The sequence below is a fragment of the Mycobacterium dioxanotrophicus genome (genome assembly GCF_002157835.1).
Classification (GTDB): Bacteria; Actinomycetota; Actinomycetes; order Mycobacteriales; family Mycobacteriaceae; genus Mycobacterium; species Mycobacterium dioxanotrophicus.
Map to the genome: position 1 here is coordinate 6,258,406 of NZ_CP020809.1, position 16,991 is coordinate 6,275,396.

The following is a 16,991-nucleotide window of genomic DNA, read 5'->3' on the forward strand; positions in this document are numbered from 1 at the left end:
TTCCAACCGAAATGCCTCGCCGTGATGGCGACCCTGACGGGACTTGAACCCGCGACCTCCGCCGTGACAGGGCGGCGCGCTAACCAACTGCGCCACAGGGCCTTGCTTTCCTGCGTTGCTCCGCATTACTGCGTAGCGTACCCCCAACGGGATTCGAACCCGTGCTACCGCCGTGAAAGGGCGGCGTCCTAGGCCACTAGACGATGGGGGCCTAAATCCGAATCTCTCCGGGGTACTCACTACGTTGTCCGTTGGGAGCTTCGATAGCTTAGGGTACGGATGCCCAAATCCTCAAACCCAATGGTAGAAGGCCTAAAGTGGGCGGCCGCAGACATCGTCGCGCCCACCAAGTATCCTTTCACTCCGCGCCCCTATAGCTCAGTTGGTAGAGCTACGGACTTTTAATCCGCAGGTCGTAGGTTCGAGCCCTACTGGGGGCACTGGCAAGGCCGGTACCTGGAGTTTCCGTACCGGCCTCATTTTTTGCCCAACCGGCCGACGGGCCGTTAACGCCGCCTGAACAGGCGGCAAAGCCCAGCTTTCCGCCTCTCGCTCGTGCGGTCGGCCCGGCGTCGGCGTGGTCGAATGGGGCGGATCAGGCCGACCATGGGTCATACAGACCAGAGGGAGCGCCGTTGACGGCACCAGAGCACCACGCAGCCACCGATGCGCTGCGCGCGGACTACGACGCGACGCCCTACAAGTCGTATGCGATCCCACAGTCCGCACCTGGCTTGCTGGCGGCGATCGCGCACCTGTTCGGGCTGGAAACCGCCGACGTGGCGACGGCCCGGGTCCTGGAGATCGGCTGCGCCGCGGCCGGCAACATCATCCCGTTCGCCGCCAGGCATCCCGAGGCACGCGTGGTGGGCATCGATCTGTCGCCGGTCCAGATCGAGCAGGGTCGCGCGCACGTGGCCGCCCTGGGATTGAACAACGTGGAACTGGCGGTCGGTGACATCGCCACGGCGGACCTCGCCGTTCTGGGCCAATTCGACTTCATCGTCTGCCACGGCGTCTACAGCTGGGTACCGGACAACGTGCAGGACGCGATCCTCACGGCGTTCCGCAAGCTCCTGGCACCAGAGGGGGTGGCGTACCTCAGCTACAACACGTATCCCGGCTGGAAGTCCAAGGAAGTGATGCGCGACGCGATGCTGCTCGCCGGTGGCGCCAGCGGCACTCCCGAACAACGGGTCACCGACGCCCGCGACATGGTCGGCTTTCTGGAGGAGGTCGCCCCGGCCGACGGTGTACTGGCCCGGGTGCTCGCCGAATTCCGTTCGCGCGACGAAGCTTTCGGAGATTTCTTCCTTCTGCACGACGAACTCGAATCGGTCAACTCACCGTGCTACTTCTACGAGATGGTGGGTCGTGCCGCCGAGAAGGGACTGGTCTACCTCGGGGAGGCGCGCCCCGAGACCATGGTGCCCGCGAACCACGGCCCCAAGGTCGCTGAGTTTCTCGCCGAGAAGTGCGCGGGTGTTCAGGTACTCGTCGAGCAGTACATCGATTTCGCCATCAACCGCTCGTTCCGGGAGTCCCTGTTCGTGCACGCCGAGCGCGCCCGTCAGATCGCCTACCAACCTGACCCGCGCCGCTACCAGCGGCTGCATTTCGCGGCGTGGACTCCCCCGGCCGACGGCCAGACCAGGATGGATCAGTCGCGGCAGGAGTACGTCGAGGCGGACGGAGCGACCCTGTTCACCAACGACCCGGGCATCAAGGCGGCGCTCGAAGCGCTCAACGCCCGCTGGCCGTGGACCCTGTCCCGGCAGGAGTTGATCGACACCGTCACAGCTCGGCTGATCGCCGCGGGTTTCACACCCAGCGTCACCATCGCCGACACCGTCGACAACCTGATGGGGGTGCTGATCGGGCAGGGACAGGCCCGGTTCCGGCTCGACCCGGTGCTGCCGGAACCGACGCAGACCCCGTTGCGAGTGGACGACGCTGCCGGGCGGATGGCCGGACTGGCAGCGGGCGGCGAAGCGTCGACATTCAACGCGTGGCACGAGCCGCTGATCCTCTCCCCTGTCGATCGACACCTTGTTCCGTTGCTGGACGGCACGCGGGACCGTGACACGCTCGTCGACGCGCTCGTGGCCATCGACGCCGAGAACCCGATCGAGGTCGAGGACGCCGCCGGACGGTCGCGGCGCGAGGTATTCGCCGAGCAGGTCGACACGCTCGCGCAACGGCTCGCCGAGATGAAACTGATTCGGATCGACTGACCGCGGGAGGCTTTCGCGTCACCCCTGCATGTCCGACGGTTGCCGACGTCGCGGGTACTGCACCACTGCGGCCGCTCCGTCGGCACGGGGGTCGGACGCCGCGGTGAACTGCCGGCGGCGGTCGATCTCGACGACGTTGGCCTGACCGAGTTCCTCGCTGTGCGGGGGCACCTCGACGACGGTCAGCCCCGACATGGCCACGCTGGTGGCGGCGACAGCGTCGATGTCCGCCTCGACGAGGACGGAATCGGCTGTGCTGCCGTATCCCTGGGAGCCGACGATGGCGCGCGGTGCGGCGACAGCAGCGACAGGCGTGGCTCCGGCAAGCATCCGGAGCAGCACCTGGGTGAGGATCTGGGGTTGCCCCTGGCCGCCCATCGTCGCCAATATGTGCCGGACCGAACCATTTTCAGTAGTCAGCACCGGCATCAACGTGTGCACCGGACGTTTCCTGGGCGCCAACACATTGGGAGATCCAGCATCCAGAGAGAAGCTCGTGCCACGGTCGTGGAACAGAATGCCGGTCCGCGGGTCGACGACACCGGATCCGAACGCGTGGAATACGCTCTGGATCAACGACACTGCGACACCGTCGCTGTCAGCCGCAGCGATCCCGACGGTATCCCCGCGCGGCACCGAGTGTGCGGCGCCGGCGGTGTCGACCTCCGGAGCGTCGGCACTCAAATCGTCATTGAGCAGAGCGGCGAAATCCACCGGCACCAGGCGCGGGTCGGCCAAACGCGATGACCGCAATCGGTTTCCGTGATGGAACACTCGCATCAGGCAGCCGATGTTCGTCGTGACCGGCGCATCCAGGTCCAGCTCGTCGATCGCCCGCAAGGCGCGCAGCATCAGGAAGCCGTGGGAGTTCGGCGGGCTGGACAGCACGGTCAGCCCCCGAAAGGTCACCGACAAGGGTTCGGTCACCTCGGGCTGGAACTCGGCGAAGTCGTCGGCATCCAGTGCAGATCCGCGCTGCCGCAGGAAATGCACCATCTGCGCGGCCAATCCACCGGTGTACAGCTCGGCCGCTCCGCCGTCGCGCAAGGCTGCGAAGGTGTCCGCCAGCGCGGGTTGCCGGAAATCCTCGCCTACAGCCGGCACTCGCCCGCCGGGGCGAAACACCCGCTCGAAGTCCTCCATACCGATCAGGTCCCCGTTCTCGGGGTCCGCCAGGTTCGCGGCCAACGACCCGGCGACCGGAACCCCAGCCCGGGCCGCCTCTTCCGCGGGTGCCAGCAGCCGGTCCCAGGGCAGTCGACTTCCGAAGCTGCGCAACGTCTCCCATCCCCGGACACCACCGGGGACGGTGATCGTGTCGGCACCGCGAACGGGCAGCCGCGCACCGTGTTTGATGCGCATCGCCGCCGGGTCGGCAGCCGCGCCGGCCCACCCCGAGGCGTTGACACAAGTGGCCGAACCATCCGGGGTGCGCACCAACGCAATCAGGTCACCGCCCAGCGCGACGTTGTGCGGATAGACCACCGTCAGTACGGCGGCCGCTGCGATCGCGGCGTCGACGGCGCCACCACCGTCGCGGTACACCTCCGTCGCCGCCTCGGTCGCCAGGACGTGCGGTGTGGCGATGGCGCCGGTGAATGACTGAGGCGTGGATGTTACGGGCACGGTTCAGCTACCCCTTGTATCGGTGGTTGATGGGACGTGTCAGTGAATCGTCGACAGAAAAGCCTTGGTGCGCTCGTTCTTCGGACTTGCGAACAGTTCCGCGGGCGGCGCGTCCTCGATGATGCGTCCCGCGTCCATGACGATGATCCGGTCCGCGACGTCGCGGGCGAACCGCATCTCGTGGGTCACCACGACCATGGTCATCTGTTCGCGCGCGAGTTCGCGCATCACTTCGAGCACCTCGCCGACCATCTCGACGTCGAGCGCGCTCGTCGGTTCGTCGAACAGCATCACCTTGGGCCGCATGGCCAACGCCCGCGCGATCGCGACCCGCTGCTGTTGCCCGCCCGAGAGTTGACTCGGGCGTGATTCGGCCTTGTCCCGCAACCCGACTCGCGCAAGGAGCGCCTTCGCATCCTCACGTGCCTCCTCCTTGGGCTGCCCGAGTACCCGGACCGGGGCGTTCCACACGTTCTCCAACACGGTCATGTGCGGGAAGAGGTTGAAATGCTGGAACACAAAACCGATCTCGCGACGGCGGCGGGCCAGCTCCGTCTTGCCGATCTTGCGGCCACCCGAGCTGTGCGCGATCGACTGGCCGGCGATGAACACCTCACCGCTCTGGAGCTCCTCGAGGTGATTGAGCGATCGAAGCAGCGTGGTCTTGCCCGCGCCGGACGGACCGATCAGGACGACGACCTGACCGCGGTCGACGTCGAGGTTGACATCGTCGAGCACGCGGCGGCCGCCGAGCACACAGCACGCGTTACGCACCGAGACGATCGGTGCGCCTGCCGGCTGCGCGATTTCGCGTTGGGAAGTCATGCAACTCCTTCACTCACCCGCGGGCTGCAGCGTCGCCGCGCGGCGGGCACCCAGCAGCCGCTGGGTGATCGGGACGCGCTGGTCGATACCGAGCTGGCGGGACAGCCGGTTCTCGATCCAGGCCTGGACGAACGTCCAGATCGTGGTCAGCGCAAGGTAATACACGGCCGCCACGATGAAGATCTCGAACGTATGGAACGTGTACGAGCTGATCGACTGGGTGACCAGGAACATCTCGCTGACACCGATCACCGACAGCACCGACGTGGTCTTCATCATGCCGTTGAACGAGTTGCCCAGCGGCGGCACCATGACGCGCAGCGACTGCGGCACGATGATCCAGCGCATCAGCTTGGCCGGTGTCATGCCAAGGGAGGCGGCCGCCTCGAACTGCCCCTTGGCCACGGAATCCAGTCCAGCCCTGATGATTTCGGCGATGTAGGCGCTCTCGTTGATCATCAGACCGATGATGGCGGCCTGCACGGCAGCCTTCACCGAGAACCCGACGAGCGATACATCGTGGAACCGATAGATGCCCACTGCGGCCAGACCCGTGTAGATGATGACCAACTGCACCAACAGCGGGGTACCGCGGATCACCCAGATGTAGACGCTCGCACACCACCGCACCGCGGCATACGGAGAGCGCCGCATGAGGGCAAGGACCAAACCCAACAGGGTCGCAAGGACCATCGCGACGACCGAGATGACGATCGTGAGCACCAGGCCCTGCAGGAACGGTTCGCTCGGAGTGAAGAGCGACTTCCAGAAGAACGGCCAATCGAAGTTCATGGGTGCTTCCCGAACTACTTCTCGATGCTGAGATCGGTCATGCCCCACTCATCGAGGATCTTGTTGTACGAGCCATTGCTCTCCAGCGCGGCCAGGGCCGCAGCCAGCGCGTCATGAAGTTCCTTGTTGCCCTTGAGCGTTGCGGCGCCGATCTTGATGGTGCCGAACGGCCGCCCGACCATCTGGATGTCGGCGCCGGTCTTGGTCGCGTAGTACCCGAGCGTTTCCGCGGTGTCGATGTAGGCGTCGACCTGACCGTTCTGCACCTGTTGCAGCGATACGTCGGCGTGGTTGTTGCGGTTGATGTCGATGGCGGGTTTGGCTGCGGCGCTGCACTTGTCGGATTGCTCCTGCGCGAGCGACTCCGCGGTCGTGCCGACGGCGACCATGACCTTCTTGCCGCAGAGGCTGTCATCCATGCCCGTGATGTCACTCTGCTTGTCCTTCGCCACCGATATGCCGGTACCCGAGTAGACGTAGGGGACAAAGTCGACGACCTGGGTGCGCTCGGGCTTGATGTAGAGCTGCGCCATGATCACGTCGCACTGCTTGGCCTGCAGCGTGGGGATGACCGCCGCGAACGCGGACTGCACGAAGTCGGCCTTGAGCCCCATCTGCGAAGCCAGCGCCTTGCCGAGGTCCACCTCGGCGCCGACCAGCGCACCCGACTCGTCGTGGTAGACGTTGGGCGGCGTGCCGTCGTTGGGCGCGCAGATCTTCAGCGTGCCTGCCTGCAGGATTGCGGGCGGCGCGATCTTCGCGGGACCACTCGGGGCGGGATCCGATGACTCTGTCCGCGAACAAGATGCGAGACCCACGACTGCCAGGCCGGCCAAGCCGGCGACGAGCGCACGCTTCAACGTTCCTCCAAGATCGGTTCCGGCGACGTAAGCCAGGTCACAGCTGGGACCTATCGAACGATAGGCCGCTATCGATCGATAGGGAACTGTTTGGCCAGATTTTTTACCGGGTTGTCACACGGGCCAATGGCGCGACGGCCTCAGTGGACCTTGGCGAGTTCCATTTCGCGAAGTCTGCCGCTCGTCGATTCCCGAATATCCGCCAGCCGCGACTGGTCGACGAGCAGCGAGCGCAGGACGAAGTCGGCGGCTTGCAGGGGGCGTTCGTGCCGCATCCGCCCCGACGGACCACCTTGTTCGCGCAGCGTCTCGAAGAGCACGCCGTTGATCGCCCTCAGCACGAAACTCGGTTCGCACGAGACGAATTCACCCGCCCGACGGCCGCCATCGATCACCCGCTCCACCTGATCGTGAAACAGCGCAATGCCTTCGCGCTCGGCCTCGAAGTCGTCGAGGGCGAGCACGGCGTCCTGATACAGGCCCCGAGCGTCGAACGGCTGCAGAAGGATCTCCCGCACATCACACGCGATGGCCAGGTACAGCTTCTCGGCCCAACTCGAGTGCTCGCTGAGCCGTTGGTTCATCCGGTCGATAGATGGCCCCAGATCGAGTTCGATCAGGGCGCGGAAGATCTCATGCTTGGCCTGAAAGTGGTGAAACAGCGAGGGCTGCCGGATCTGAACGGCGTCGGCGATGTCACGCGTCGAGGTGCCGAAGTACCCGCGCTGGGCAAACAGGACCGATGCCGCCAGCAGGATTCGGCCGCGCGTCGAGGTCCAATCGACCGGCTTCGGCTCCTGCCCCTGCCCGTACTTCACCGATCAACTGTGACACAGCCACTGGGCAGTCAAGCGCTGTGCACGGACGCGAGCTGGTCGTAGATACTCGACATGACGTGGGCGCTGAGGCCCTCTCCCGCAACCACAGGCGATTACCAGTTATGGTTTAGCCGAGGGTCGGCGGTTGAGATCGGAGGAGCGTCCTATGTTGTCCCGGCGGGCTTCTCGGCACCTGGCGGCAGGCACAGGCGCGCTCGTCGTCGCCATGGCGCTCGGGATCGCCCCGGCACACGCCGACCCGGCCGACGACGCGAGGTTCCTCGATATCGTCAAACAGCTCAACGTTCCGATGGAGTCCCCCGAGCAGGCCGTGCAGGCCGGTCACGGGATCTGCGACAAGGTCGCCGCGGGCAAGATCGAGCCGGCGCGCACGGTACGCAGCATCCTCGGTCAGCTCACCTCGAGCGGTCTGCAGAAGGGCGTCGCCGTCAACCTCATCTGGGGCGCGGTAGACGTCTACTGCCCGCAGTACCGCTCGCTCGTCGGCCGCTGAGGCAGGCCGCTGACACAGCCGGAAGCGGTCACACGGCCGGGCTGTAATGCATCCCGTTGTCGCGGTGCCCGACCGGCGGCAGGTTCCGGGCCGGGGTGTGCACCAGCGGAGCATCGGCCGGGATCCGGCCCGCGGCGCGGTCCCAGCCGGCGCGAGCCCTCGGGTGATGGTGATAGCGCTTCGGCACCAGCTTGAACACGTGCCCGATCACCTTGCCCAGCAAGCGGTGTCGACGCTCGTCCCGGTCGGTCCAGGTGTAGCCCATCAGGTCCCGCACGGCGGGGTCGTACAGGCCGACGGTGAACCAGACGAACAGCGGGTGCACGAGGTAGCGCCGCTGCAGCGCCCACATCCAGTCCGGCATCTTCGCGGCGAACGGCGGCTTGGGCAGCTCGGACAGGTCAAGCACGTCACGTGCGGCCTTGTTGTTCTCCAACACGTTGCGGCACATGTGATCCCAGTAGACGCCGAAATCCTCCCAGGTTTCCGGGACGGGCCGCATGCTCATGCCGTACATCGAGTACCACTGCTTGTGCTCGGTGAACAGCTGCCGCTTGTCGGCCTCGGAGATGCCGCCGGCCAGCCGATCGGCCACGATGATGGTGCCGACGAAGAACGTCGCGTGCGCCCAGTAGAAGACCTCGGGATTCAGCGCGTGGTAGCGGCGGCCCTGTGCGTCGACGCCCTTGATGTTGACGTGGTAGTCGCGCACCTCGGCGCCGGTGAGCGGCGCGCGGTCCCCGTCGAAGACGACCCCGCCGATCGGGTACAGCGAGCGCAGCAGCCGCGGCCACCGCTCCTGGAAGAAGATCGAGTGCTCCTCGACGGCCGCGCCGAGCTGCGGGTGCATATTCTGCATCGAGCCGGCCCACGGGCCTTGCAACATGCCCCGCCAGTCACCGAAGTACTTCCACGTCAGCGAATCGGGACCGAGCGGGACCGGCGGCGCGTCGTACCCTCCCGGGGCCATCGGGCACCCTGCCGCCGTGGCGGGCGAGGCGCTGGTCACCGGGCATGTCTCAGACGTATCTTGAGTCACAAGTGCACTTTCTGCCAGCAGAAACGGTCGTCTCACGCGATTTTGACTACGCATGTTGTCAGCGAGAGTTTAGGAGCATATGTGCCGTCCGGTCAACGCTCGCGCCGATGGGCGGGTGTCCCGCTGCGGGAACGCGCCGAATTGCGGCGCGACGAACTGATCGCCGCCGGGGTGAAGTTGCTGGGCAGCGCCAAAGGCCCGGCGCTGACGGTGCGGGCCGTCTGCCGGGAGGCCGAACTCACCGAGCGCTACTTCTACGAGAGCTTCAACGACCGCGACGAGTTCGTGCGCGCGGTGTACGACGACGTCTGCGCAGGCGCGATGACCGCGCTGACCAGTGCCACGACACCGCGCGAAGCGGTGGAGCGGTTCGTCGCCCTGATGGTCGACGACCCCACCCGCGGCCGCGTACTGCTGTTGGCACCGGAATCGGAGCCCGTGCTGACGCGATCGGGGGCCGAGTGGATGCCGAGCTTCATCGACCTGCTGCAGCAGAAACTCACGCGGATCGCCGACCCGGTCCGTCAGGCCATGATGGCGACCAGCCTGATCGGTGCACTGACCGCGCTGTTCACCGCCTATCTCAACGACAGGCTGCCGGTGACGCGCGATCAGTTCATCGACTACTGCGTCGACATGCTGGTCGGACGCGTAGTGAGCTTCGGACCGAGTTAGCGGTCGGGCGTGCTGGTGTCGATGATCGCCTGCTCCTCGGACGTATCCGCGGCAGCCTGCGCCTCGGCCTCGGCCTTCGCGGCTTCAGCGTCGGCGGCAGCCTTGGCCTCACGCCCCTCAGGGCTGGCCACAGAAGCTCCCGGCTTGGTGGCCGAGGCGTACGCACCGGCGCAGTTCAGATAGAACTGCACTTCGCCACTGCGGTGCAGGCCGTCGTTGGCGCTGGCGAAGGGAGCGGTCTGCGACCGCGTGACCAGGCATTCATCCTCGGGCAGCTTGTCGCCCACCCGGGCGGCAACCTTGACCGACAGGCCCGCGTCACCCGCGGCCGACGACGCGTCGGCGTAGGTCTGCCCGGCGTAGTCGTCGGCGGCGGCGACACCGGCCCCGAACAGGACGGTTGCCATGGCCGCCGTTGCTGCGATTGCCGAGCCTGCCCCGACGACGAAAAGCTTCTTCACCTGTGCCGTACCTCCGAGTCCGCTGTGAAGTATTGACGGATGCTACCGCCATCCCGGGCGTGGCGCAGGCCACTGCGGCACAAGCCGGAGTAACTTGAATGTCACCGGGATACACAGATATATTGAGTGCAACCAACGGGTACAGATAACTCGGACACATGGTTACGAGAAAGCGAGCACCCATGTCGAAGGAAATGACCGACCTGCAGCTGCTGCAGGAGCTCGAACCTGTCGTCGAGAAGAGCATGAATCGGCACATGCAGATGCGGAAGGACTGGAATCCGCACGACTTCATCCCCTGGTCTGACGGCAAGAACTACTACGCGCTCGGCGGACAGGACTGGGAGCCCGGTCAATCCAAGCTTTCCGAGGTCGCCCAGACCGCGATGGTGCAGAACCTGCTGACCGAGGACAATCTCCCGTCCTATCACCGCGAGATCGCGATGAACATGGGCATGGACGGCGCCTGGGGCCAGTGGGTCAACCGCTGGACCGCCGAGGAGAACCGGCACGGCATCGCGCTGCGCGACTACCTCGTCGTCACCCGCGCCATCGATCCCGTGGAGCTCGAAGAGCTGCGGGTCGAGCAGGTCACGCGCGGATTCTCCCCGGGCCAGAACCAGCAGGGCGATCTGTTCGCCGAGAGCCTGTTCGACTCGGTCATCTACGTGACGTTCCAGGAGCTCGCCACCCGCGTGTCGCACCGCAACACCGGCAAGGCCTGCGACGAGCCCATCGCCGACCAGCTGCTGCAGCGCATCTCGGGCGACGAGAACCTGCACATGATCTTCTACCGCGACGTCAGCGCGGCCGGCCTGGACATCTCCCCCAACCAGGCGATGGCCTCGCTGCACCGGGTGCTCGACAACTTCAAGATGCCGGGCTACACCGTGCCGGACTTCCGCCGCAAGGCCGTGGTCATCGCCGTCGGCGGCGTCTACGACCCGCGGATCCACCTCGACGACGTGGTGATGCCGGTGCTCAAGAAGTGGCGCATCTTCGAGCGGGAAGACTTCACCGGTGAGGGCGCGCGCCTGCGTGACGACCTCGGCCGCCTGGTCAAGGAGCTGGAGGACGCCTGCGAGAAGTTCGAGGTCGCCAAGGAGCGGCGCCTGGAGCGGGAGCGCAAGATGGCCGAGAAGAAGGCCATGAAGAACCTTCTGGTGTCGTCGTCGACTGCATGACATCGCCACCCACGACTGCGACGTCGACCCGGTCTGCACTGCAGATCGGGTCGATCGCATTGCGCAGCCCGGTCGTGCTTGCCCCCATGGCCGGTGTGACCAATGTCGCATTCCGCACGTTGTGCCGCGAATTGGAAGTCGCTCGCGCCGGCACGGTCAGCGGTCTGTATGTGTGCGAGATGGTCACGGCCCGCGCCCTTGTCGAGCGCCATCCCGTCACCATGCACATGACGACGTTCGCTCCCGACGAGTCACCGCGGTCGCTGCAGCTCTACACGGTTGACCCGGAGACCACCTACCGGGCGGCCAAGATGATCGCCGACGAGGGCATGGCCGACCACATCGACATGAACTTCGGCTGCCCGGTCCCCAAGGTGACCAAGCGTGGCGGCGGCTCCGCGTTGCCGTACAAGCGGCGGCTGTTCGGCCAGATCGTCGCCGCCGCGGTGCGCGGTGTCGCGGGCACCGATATTCCGGTGACGGTCAAGTTCCGCATCGGCATCGACGACGCCCACCACACCCACCTCGACGCCGGCCGCATCGCCGCCGAGGAAGGCGCAGCCGCCGTCGCGCTCCACGCGCGTACCGCGGCGCAGCGCTACTCCGGCACCGCCGACTGGGAGCAGATCGCCGCCCTCAAAGCGCACGTCACCAGCGTTCCGGTGCTCGGCAACGGAGACATCTTCGAAGCCGACGACGCGCTGGCCATGATGGCGGCCACCGGTTGCGACGGCGTCGTCATCGGCCGCGGATGCTTGGGGCGGCCCTGGCTGTTCGCGGAACTGTCGGCCGCGTTCACCGGGCGTCCCGCCCCCACGCCGCCCACGCTCGGCGAGGTCGCGGACATCGTTCGCCGCCACGGCGAGCTGCTCAGTGCCCACTTCGGCGAGGACAAGGGCATGCGGGACATCCGTAAGCACGTCGCGTGGTATCTGCACGGCTTCCCGGCCGGCGCCGAGCTGCGTCGCGGCCTGGCGCTGGTCAAGACCCGTGCCGAACTCGGCGAGCTGCTCCGCCAACTGGACGGCGAGACGGCGTTTCCGCAAGCCGCCACCGGCCCGCGGGGCCGTCAGGGCTCAGCGGCGTCGGTCTCGCTGCCGGAGGGCTGGCTGGACGATCCGGACGACTGTGCGGTGCCGTTCGGCGCGGACGTGATGCACTCGGGAGGCTGATCGGTGGCCGTTCCGACCCGGTTTCGAGATGAGTCCGTCATCTGCTCTGGCTGGCCCACACCCCGGCCTTCTCGTTACGATGGGGGCTCGGTCGTGGCCGGTGCCGGGGCCCGGAACCACACTTACTGCAGCTAGAGACGCATATCGCGTCGCGAAACGTTTGATGCGCACCGACGCGCACGCCCACAGAGTCGGAGGCCCGTAGGGACATGAGTGACGGTGACAACGCCACTCCCGGCCGTCGGCGACGCGCAGAAGACGGCGACAACCAATGGCTTACCCGATCTCCGCAACCATTGCCAGGCGCCGCGCCGTGGGAACGCGCAGATCATCTGACTGGCGCTGACCAGACACCCGACGAGCCGACCGGCAACCACGCCGACGGCGTCACCGTTGCTGACCTCATCGCGAGAATGACCCGCACCGGCGACGCCCCCGTGCCGCGCCGCTCGCGTCACCGCGCCGATCCGGAGCCGGACCCCGAGCCAGAACCCGAACCCGCGTACGAACCCCTTCCCGAGCCTGAGCGGCCCGACCCCACCGAGGTGATCGAGGCCGTACGCGACATCCCGGAGGACCCGGGCTACGTCGATCTGGGATACGCCGACGATCCGGGATACGCCGAGGACTCGGGATATGCCGAGGACTCGGGATATGCCGAGGTCGCCGGCTCCCTCGAAGACCCGGTGGACCGCGACGACATGACGGAGACGACCGTCATCCCCGTCGTGACCGACGATGAACCGCAGGACGATCCGGAGTCGCCGGAGCCCGGCCGTCGCTCCTGGCGGACATCGCGAATGCTGCCCGCCCGCGCAGTCGGTCGGCCACTCGATTCCGACCCGTTGACCGAGATCATCGAGCCGGTGCCGGCGCGCCACCACGGGGTCAAGCTGGCCGGCCGCGCGGTGGCGGCGCTGTTGGCCGTGCTCGCCCTCGTGCTGACCGGCGGTGCGTGGCAGTGGCAGTCCTCGAAGAACAACATGCTCAACAAGGTGTCGGCCCTCGACCCGAATTCGCGCGACATCCTCGACCCCAATGCACAGTTCGGCGACGAGAACTTCCTCATCGTCGGCATCGACAGCCGGTTCGGCGACAACGCCCAGATGGGCGCGGGCGACACGCAGGATGCCGGCGGCGCCCGCTCCGACACGATCATGCTGGTGAACATCCCGGCCAGCCGTAAGCGCGTGGTGGCCGTGTCGTTCCCCCGGGACCTGGCCATCACACCGACCCAGTGCGAGCCCTGGAATCCCGAAACCTCCACGTACGGCCCGCTGTACGACAAGGACACCGGCACCTACGGTCCCGATGAGGTGTACACCGAGACCAAGCTGAACTCGGCCTTCGCATTCGGCGGCCCCAGGTGCCTGGTGAAGGTCATCCAGAAGCTGTCCGGCCTGTCCATCAACCGGTTCATGGCCGTCGACTTCGCCGGATTCTCCAAGATGGTCGACGCCCTCGGTGGTGTGGAGGTGTGCAGCACCACCCCGCTGGAGGACTACGAACTCGGCACGGTGCTACCCAACGCCGGGCGGCAGATCGTCGACGGCCACACCGCACTGAACTACGTGCGGGCCCGCCAGGTCACCACCGAGTTCAACGGCGATTACGGCCGCATCAAACGTCAGCAGTTGTTCTTGTCCTCACTGCTGCGGTCGCTGATCTCCAAGGACACGTTCTTCTCGCTGAGCAAGCTGAACAACGTCGTCAACATGTTCATCAGTGACAGCTACGTCGACAACATCAAGACCAAGGACCTCGTCGACCTGGGGCAGTCGGTGCAGGGTGTCAACGCCGGCCGGATCAGCTTCGTCACGGTGCCCACCGTCGGATACGCCGACGAAAGCGGCAACGAGACCCCGCGCACCGATGACATGCGCGCGCTGTTCGACGCGATCATCAACGACGATCCGCTGCCGGGTGAGAAGAACGCCGACAACACCCCGGTGCCGGGCAGCACACCGTCGAGCACGTCGGCCGCACGGTCGTCGGAGGCGCCGCAGACGGCGACCACGGCTCCCGCCCCGGCCGACCCGGCGCCCGCCGAGATGGTCAACGCCGTCACCACCGACCCGCAGGATGTCACGGTCCGCGTGTCCAACTCGACCGGCGCCGACGGGCTCGCCGCGACCGCGGCCCAGGAACTGCAGGAGCACGGCTTCAACGTGTCGAGCCCGGACGACTACCCGGAGGCCCTGCCGTCCACCACGGTGTTCTTCTCCCCCGGTAACGAGCAGGCGGCAGCCACGGTCGCGTCCTCGTTCGCCAACCCCACGATCGAGCGGGTGAGCGGCATGGGCAGCGTGGTGCGGGTGGTGTTGGGCTCTGACTTCCACAACGTGAATGCGCCCACGCCCAGCGGTTCGGAGGTGCAGGTCAACGTGGTGCACGGCACCAGCACCGCACACACCGAGCTGCCCCAGGATCTGACGGTCACCAACGCCGCCGACACCACCTGTGAATAATCGGGGGGCATTCACCCTCCGTTCACCGGTAGCGTCGTGACTACCTAGCGACTGACAGCCTAATCTTGTCGCATGCGTACCCAGTACCACGAACAATTGGATTCCCTCACAGCTCAGCTCGGCGCGATGTGCGAGCTGGCGGGTACCGCGATGGAACGCGCCACCCAGGCGTTGTTGCAGGCCGATCTGGTGCTGGCCGAGCAGGTCATCACCGACCACGACCAGATGAGCGCGCTGAGCACCCGGGCTGAGGAATCCGCATTCGTGTTGCTGGCATTGCAGGCCCCGGTCGCGGGCGATCTGCGTTCGGTGGTGGGCTCGATCCAGATCGTGGCCGACGTCGACCGGATGGGCGCGCTGGCGCTGCACGTCGCCAAGATCGCTCGCCGTCGCCACCCGCAGCACGCCCTGCCCGAGGAGGTCAACGGCTACTTCGCCGAAATGGGCCGCGTGGCAGTCGAACTGGGCCACGCCGCGCGCGAGGTGCTGATCACCCGCGATCCGGAGAAGGCCGCGCGGATCCAGGAGGAAGACGATGCGATGGATGATCTGCATCGTCACCTGTTCACCGTGCTGATGGACCGGGACTGGAAATACGGTGTGACCGCCGCTGTCGACGTGACGCTGTTGAGCCGGTTCTACGAACGCTTCGCCGACCACGCCGTCGAGGTGGCCCGCCGGGTGATCTTCCAGGTCACCGGCGTCTACCCGGACGGCGAGACCATCCCGCAGCAACAGTAAGCGGGTCTAGTCCGGCACCAGCCGCACGCCGACCTTACGGGCGGCCGCCAGATCGCCGAGCACCTTGGTGATCACCTGCAGTTCCGCGCTGCTGTAGCGCAGCAGGAAATCGCGCCAGCCGGAGTCCATCTCGGTGTGCATCTGCCGGTGCACACCGACGACGAGCTCGCCGTCGGCGGTGAGGCTGAGCTCGATCTCCTTGCGGTTACCGGGAATTGCCTCCCGCGTCACCAACCCGGCGGCCACCAGGCGCTGAACGTGTTTGGACACCGTGCCTTTGAGCCTGCCCGACCGCGCGGCCAATCCGACCACGCTGACGGGCCCGTCGGCGATGTCTGCCAGCAGGTGCAAGCTCAGCGTGGGCAGATCGCGCAGCGCCCGCTCCAGCCGGGCCGGGCACCGGTCGACCATGAAATCCCGTTCGGCGTCGCCGTCGTCGCCATCGTCGAACCTGTCACCGACCACGCCGATCAGCGTGGTGATGTCGTCGACCAGCGCGAGCTTGGTTTTCACGGAAACCATATTGCCATCTCGACCAGCTTCCGTATATGGTTTCCATAGAAACTATATCTACGGCAACCAAGGAGCAGGCATGAAAGCCGCCGTCGTCGACCATTGGGGCCAGGTGCCCACCTACACCGACGCACCCGAGCCCGAGCCCCGAGACGGAGCCGAGGTGGTCGCCGTCGAGGCCTCCGCCCTGACCAACCTCACCCGGGCCCTGATATCGGGAAAGCACTACGCCAGCAAGGAGATACAGCTTCCGGCCATACCCGGCGTGGACGGCGTGGCCCGGCTGGCCGACGGGCGTCGCGTCTACACCGGTGCACTCGCGCCCTACGGCATGATGGCCGAACGCACCCTGATCGACCCGAGCGGCGCCATCGAGATCCCCGACGCGCTGGATTCCGTGACCGCCGCTGCCCTACCCAACCCGGGCGTCTCCGCGTGGACCGCGCTGGCCGACGCCGGCGCAGTCACGACCGGCGACCATCTGCTGGTGCTCGGCGCCACCGGAGTCACCGGCGCCACGGCCGTGCAACTCGCGAAGTCCGTGTTCGGCGCGGGCCGGGTGGTGGTCGCCGGCCGCGACGCCGACCGGCTGCAGTGGCTGCGCTCGGTCGGCGCCGACGACGTGATCGCCCTCGGCACAGAGGATCTCGCTGCCCGCGTCGAGACGCTCCACGCAGAGCAGCCGTTCGACGCCGTGCTCGACTACCTCTGGGGCGACCCGGCGACGCAGGTGCTGACAGCGTTGGCCGCAAGCCACCCGTCTGCGCACTACCACGCCACACGCTTCGTGCAGATCGGCTCGATGGCAGGGCCCACGCTCGAACTCGACGCCGGAGTGCTGCGCGGCAACGGCATCACCCTGTGCGGCGTGGGCATCGGCAGCGTATCGCCCGAGGCGCTGCTACAGGCCCGCACCGAAGGGCTGGCCCGCATGTTCGCCATGGTCGCCACAGGCGAGCTGCAGCTGCGCACCCAGGCCCGCCCGCTGGCTGAGGTCGAGCAGGTGTGGACCGACCGCGAACCGTCGGGAACCCGGGTGGTCCTGACTCCCTAGTTCTTTCCGCTTCTT

General features: G+C 66.6%; 16 protein-coding genes and 3 tRNA genes. 9 read left to right on the forward strand and 10 right to left on the reverse strand.

From position 1 onward, the window contains the following. Nucleotides 1-25: 25 nt before the first annotated feature. Both BTO20_RS30485 and BTO20_RS30490 read right to left on the reverse strand, forming a co-directional pair. Nucleotides 26-102: transfer RNA gene (locus BTO20_RS30485), tRNA-Asp, on the reverse strand. A gap of 36 nt (nt 103-138) precedes the next feature. Continuing rightward, a tRNA-Glu gene (locus BTO20_RS30490) sits at nt 139-211 on the reverse strand. A gap of 156 nt (nt 212-367) precedes the next feature. Here BTO20_RS30490 and BTO20_RS30495 point away from each other — a divergent pair. After that, nucleotides 368-440, forward strand: a tRNA-Lys gene (locus BTO20_RS30495). 195 nt (nt 441-635) lie between these two features. Further along, nucleotides 636-2,234, forward strand: coding sequence for a class I SAM-dependent methyltransferase (locus BTO20_RS30500; RefSeq protein ID WP_087079607.1), 1,599 nt, complete (start codon nt 636-638; stop codon nt 2,232-2,234). 18 nt (nt 2,235-2,252) lie between these two features. Here the strand turns inward: BTO20_RS30500 and BTO20_RS30505 are convergent, their stop codons facing one another. The 5 genes from BTO20_RS30505 to BTO20_RS30525 form a co-directional block, all read right to left on the reverse strand. Further along, on the reverse strand, nt 2,253-3,860 hold the full coding sequence (locus BTO20_RS30505) for a gamma-glutamyltransferase family protein (RefSeq protein WP_087079608.1): 1,608 nt from the start codon (nt 3,858-3,860) through the stop codon (nt 2,253-2,255). Nucleotides 3,861-3,899: 39 nt separating this feature from the next. Beyond that, the gene (locus tag BTO20_RS30510) at nt 3,900-4,685 is read right to left on the reverse strand and encodes an amino acid ABC transporter ATP-binding protein (protein WP_087079609.1); all 786 of its coding nucleotides are present in this window, start codon (nt 4,683-4,685) and stop codon (nt 3,900-3,902) included. Between the two features lie 9 nt (nt 4,686-4,694). Further along, nucleotides 4,695-5,477, reverse strand: coding sequence for an amino acid ABC transporter permease (locus BTO20_RS30515; protein ID WP_087079610.1), 783 nt, complete (start codon nt 5,475-5,477; stop codon nt 4,695-4,697). A 14-nt stretch (nt 5,478-5,491) separates the two neighbouring features. After that, on the reverse strand, nt 5,492-6,337 hold the full coding sequence (locus tag BTO20_RS30520; protein WP_087079611.1) for an ABC transporter substrate-binding protein: 846 nt from the start codon (nt 6,335-6,337) through the stop codon (nt 5,492-5,494). 140 nt (nt 6,338-6,477) lie between these two features. After that, on the reverse strand, nt 6,478-7,155 hold the full coding sequence (locus BTO20_RS30525; RefSeq protein ID WP_087079612.1) for a TetR/AcrR family transcriptional regulator: 678 nt from the start codon (nt 7,153-7,155) through the stop codon (nt 6,478-6,480). A gap of 166 nt (nt 7,156-7,321) precedes the next feature. Here BTO20_RS30525 and BTO20_RS30530 point away from each other — a divergent pair, with 166 nt between their 5' ends. Next, a complete protein-coding gene (locus tag BTO20_RS30530) occupies nt 7,322-7,669 on the forward strand; it encodes a DUF732 domain-containing protein (RefSeq protein WP_087079613.1) in 348 nt (115 codons plus the stop codon). 28 nt (nt 7,670-7,697) lie between these two features. Here BTO20_RS30530 and BTO20_RS30535 read toward each other — a convergent pair whose 3' ends face one another. After that, nucleotides 7,698-8,708, reverse strand: a complete 1,011-nt coding sequence (locus tag BTO20_RS30535) for an oxygenase MpaB family protein (RefSeq protein ID WP_087079614.1) — start codon at nt 8,706-8,708, stop codon at nt 7,698-7,700. Between the two features lie 81 nt (nt 8,709-8,789). Between BTO20_RS30535 and BTO20_RS30540 the strand changes: the two genes are divergently transcribed. Next, entirely contained in the window at nt 8,790-9,383 is a 594-nt protein-coding gene (locus tag BTO20_RS30540) for a TetR/AcrR family transcriptional regulator (RefSeq protein WP_087079615.1), read from the forward strand. Here the strand turns inward: BTO20_RS30540 and BTO20_RS30545 are convergent. After that, nucleotides 9,380-9,844, reverse strand: coding sequence for a hypothetical protein (locus BTO20_RS30545; protein ID WP_087079616.1), 465 nt, complete (start codon nt 9,842-9,844; stop codon nt 9,380-9,382). The two genes, BTO20_RS30540 and BTO20_RS30545, sit on opposite strands and share 4 nt — an antisense overlap. Before the next feature lie 182 nt (nt 9,845-10,026). Between BTO20_RS30545 and BTO20_RS30550 the strand changes: the two genes are divergently transcribed. The 4 genes from BTO20_RS30550 (at nt 10,027) to phoU (ending at nt 15,409) form a co-directional block, all read left to right on the forward strand. Next, on the forward strand, nt 10,027-11,028 hold the full coding sequence (locus BTO20_RS30550; RefSeq protein WP_083166338.1) for an acyl-ACP desaturase: 1,002 nt from the start codon (nt 10,027-10,029) through the stop codon (nt 11,026-11,028). Next, nucleotides 11,025-12,200 carry a tRNA dihydrouridine synthase DusB gene (dusB, locus tag BTO20_RS30555; RefSeq protein ID WP_087079617.1) on the forward strand — a complete coding sequence of 392 codons (1,176 nt, stop codon included), beginning with the start codon at nt 11,025-11,027 and terminating at the stop codon, nt 12,198-12,200. The genes BTO20_RS30550 and dusB overlap by 4 nt, the downstream gene beginning before the upstream one ends. Before the next feature lie 209 nt (nt 12,201-12,409). Next, nucleotides 12,410-14,668 (forward strand): LCP family protein, encoded by a 2,259-nt coding sequence (locus BTO20_RS30560; RefSeq protein ID WP_198344116.1) that lies wholly within the window; start codon nt 12,410-12,412, stop codon nt 14,666-14,668. Between the two features lie 72 nt (nt 14,669-14,740). Then, nucleotides 14,741-15,409, forward strand: a complete 669-nt coding sequence (gene phoU / locus BTO20_RS30565) for a phosphate signaling complex protein PhoU (protein WP_087079618.1) — start codon at nt 14,741-14,743, stop codon at nt 15,407-15,409. Nucleotides 15,410-15,415: 6 nt separating this feature from the next. On the opposite strand, the gene BTO20_RS30570 is transcribed toward phoU, so the two are convergent. Beyond that, on the reverse strand, nt 15,416-15,922 hold the full coding sequence (locus BTO20_RS30570; RefSeq protein WP_198344117.1) for a MarR family winged helix-turn-helix transcriptional regulator: 507 nt from the start codon (nt 15,920-15,922) through the stop codon (nt 15,416-15,418). Nucleotides 15,923-16,001: 79 nt separating this feature from the next. On the opposite strand from BTO20_RS30570, the gene BTO20_RS30575 reads away from it, so the two are divergent. Beyond that, nucleotides 16,002-16,976 carry a quinone oxidoreductase family protein gene (locus BTO20_RS30575; RefSeq protein ID WP_087079620.1) on the forward strand — a complete coding sequence of 325 codons (975 nt, stop codon included), beginning with the start codon at nt 16,002-16,004 and terminating at the stop codon, nt 16,974-16,976. Nucleotides 16,977-16,991 lie beyond the last annotated feature (15 nt).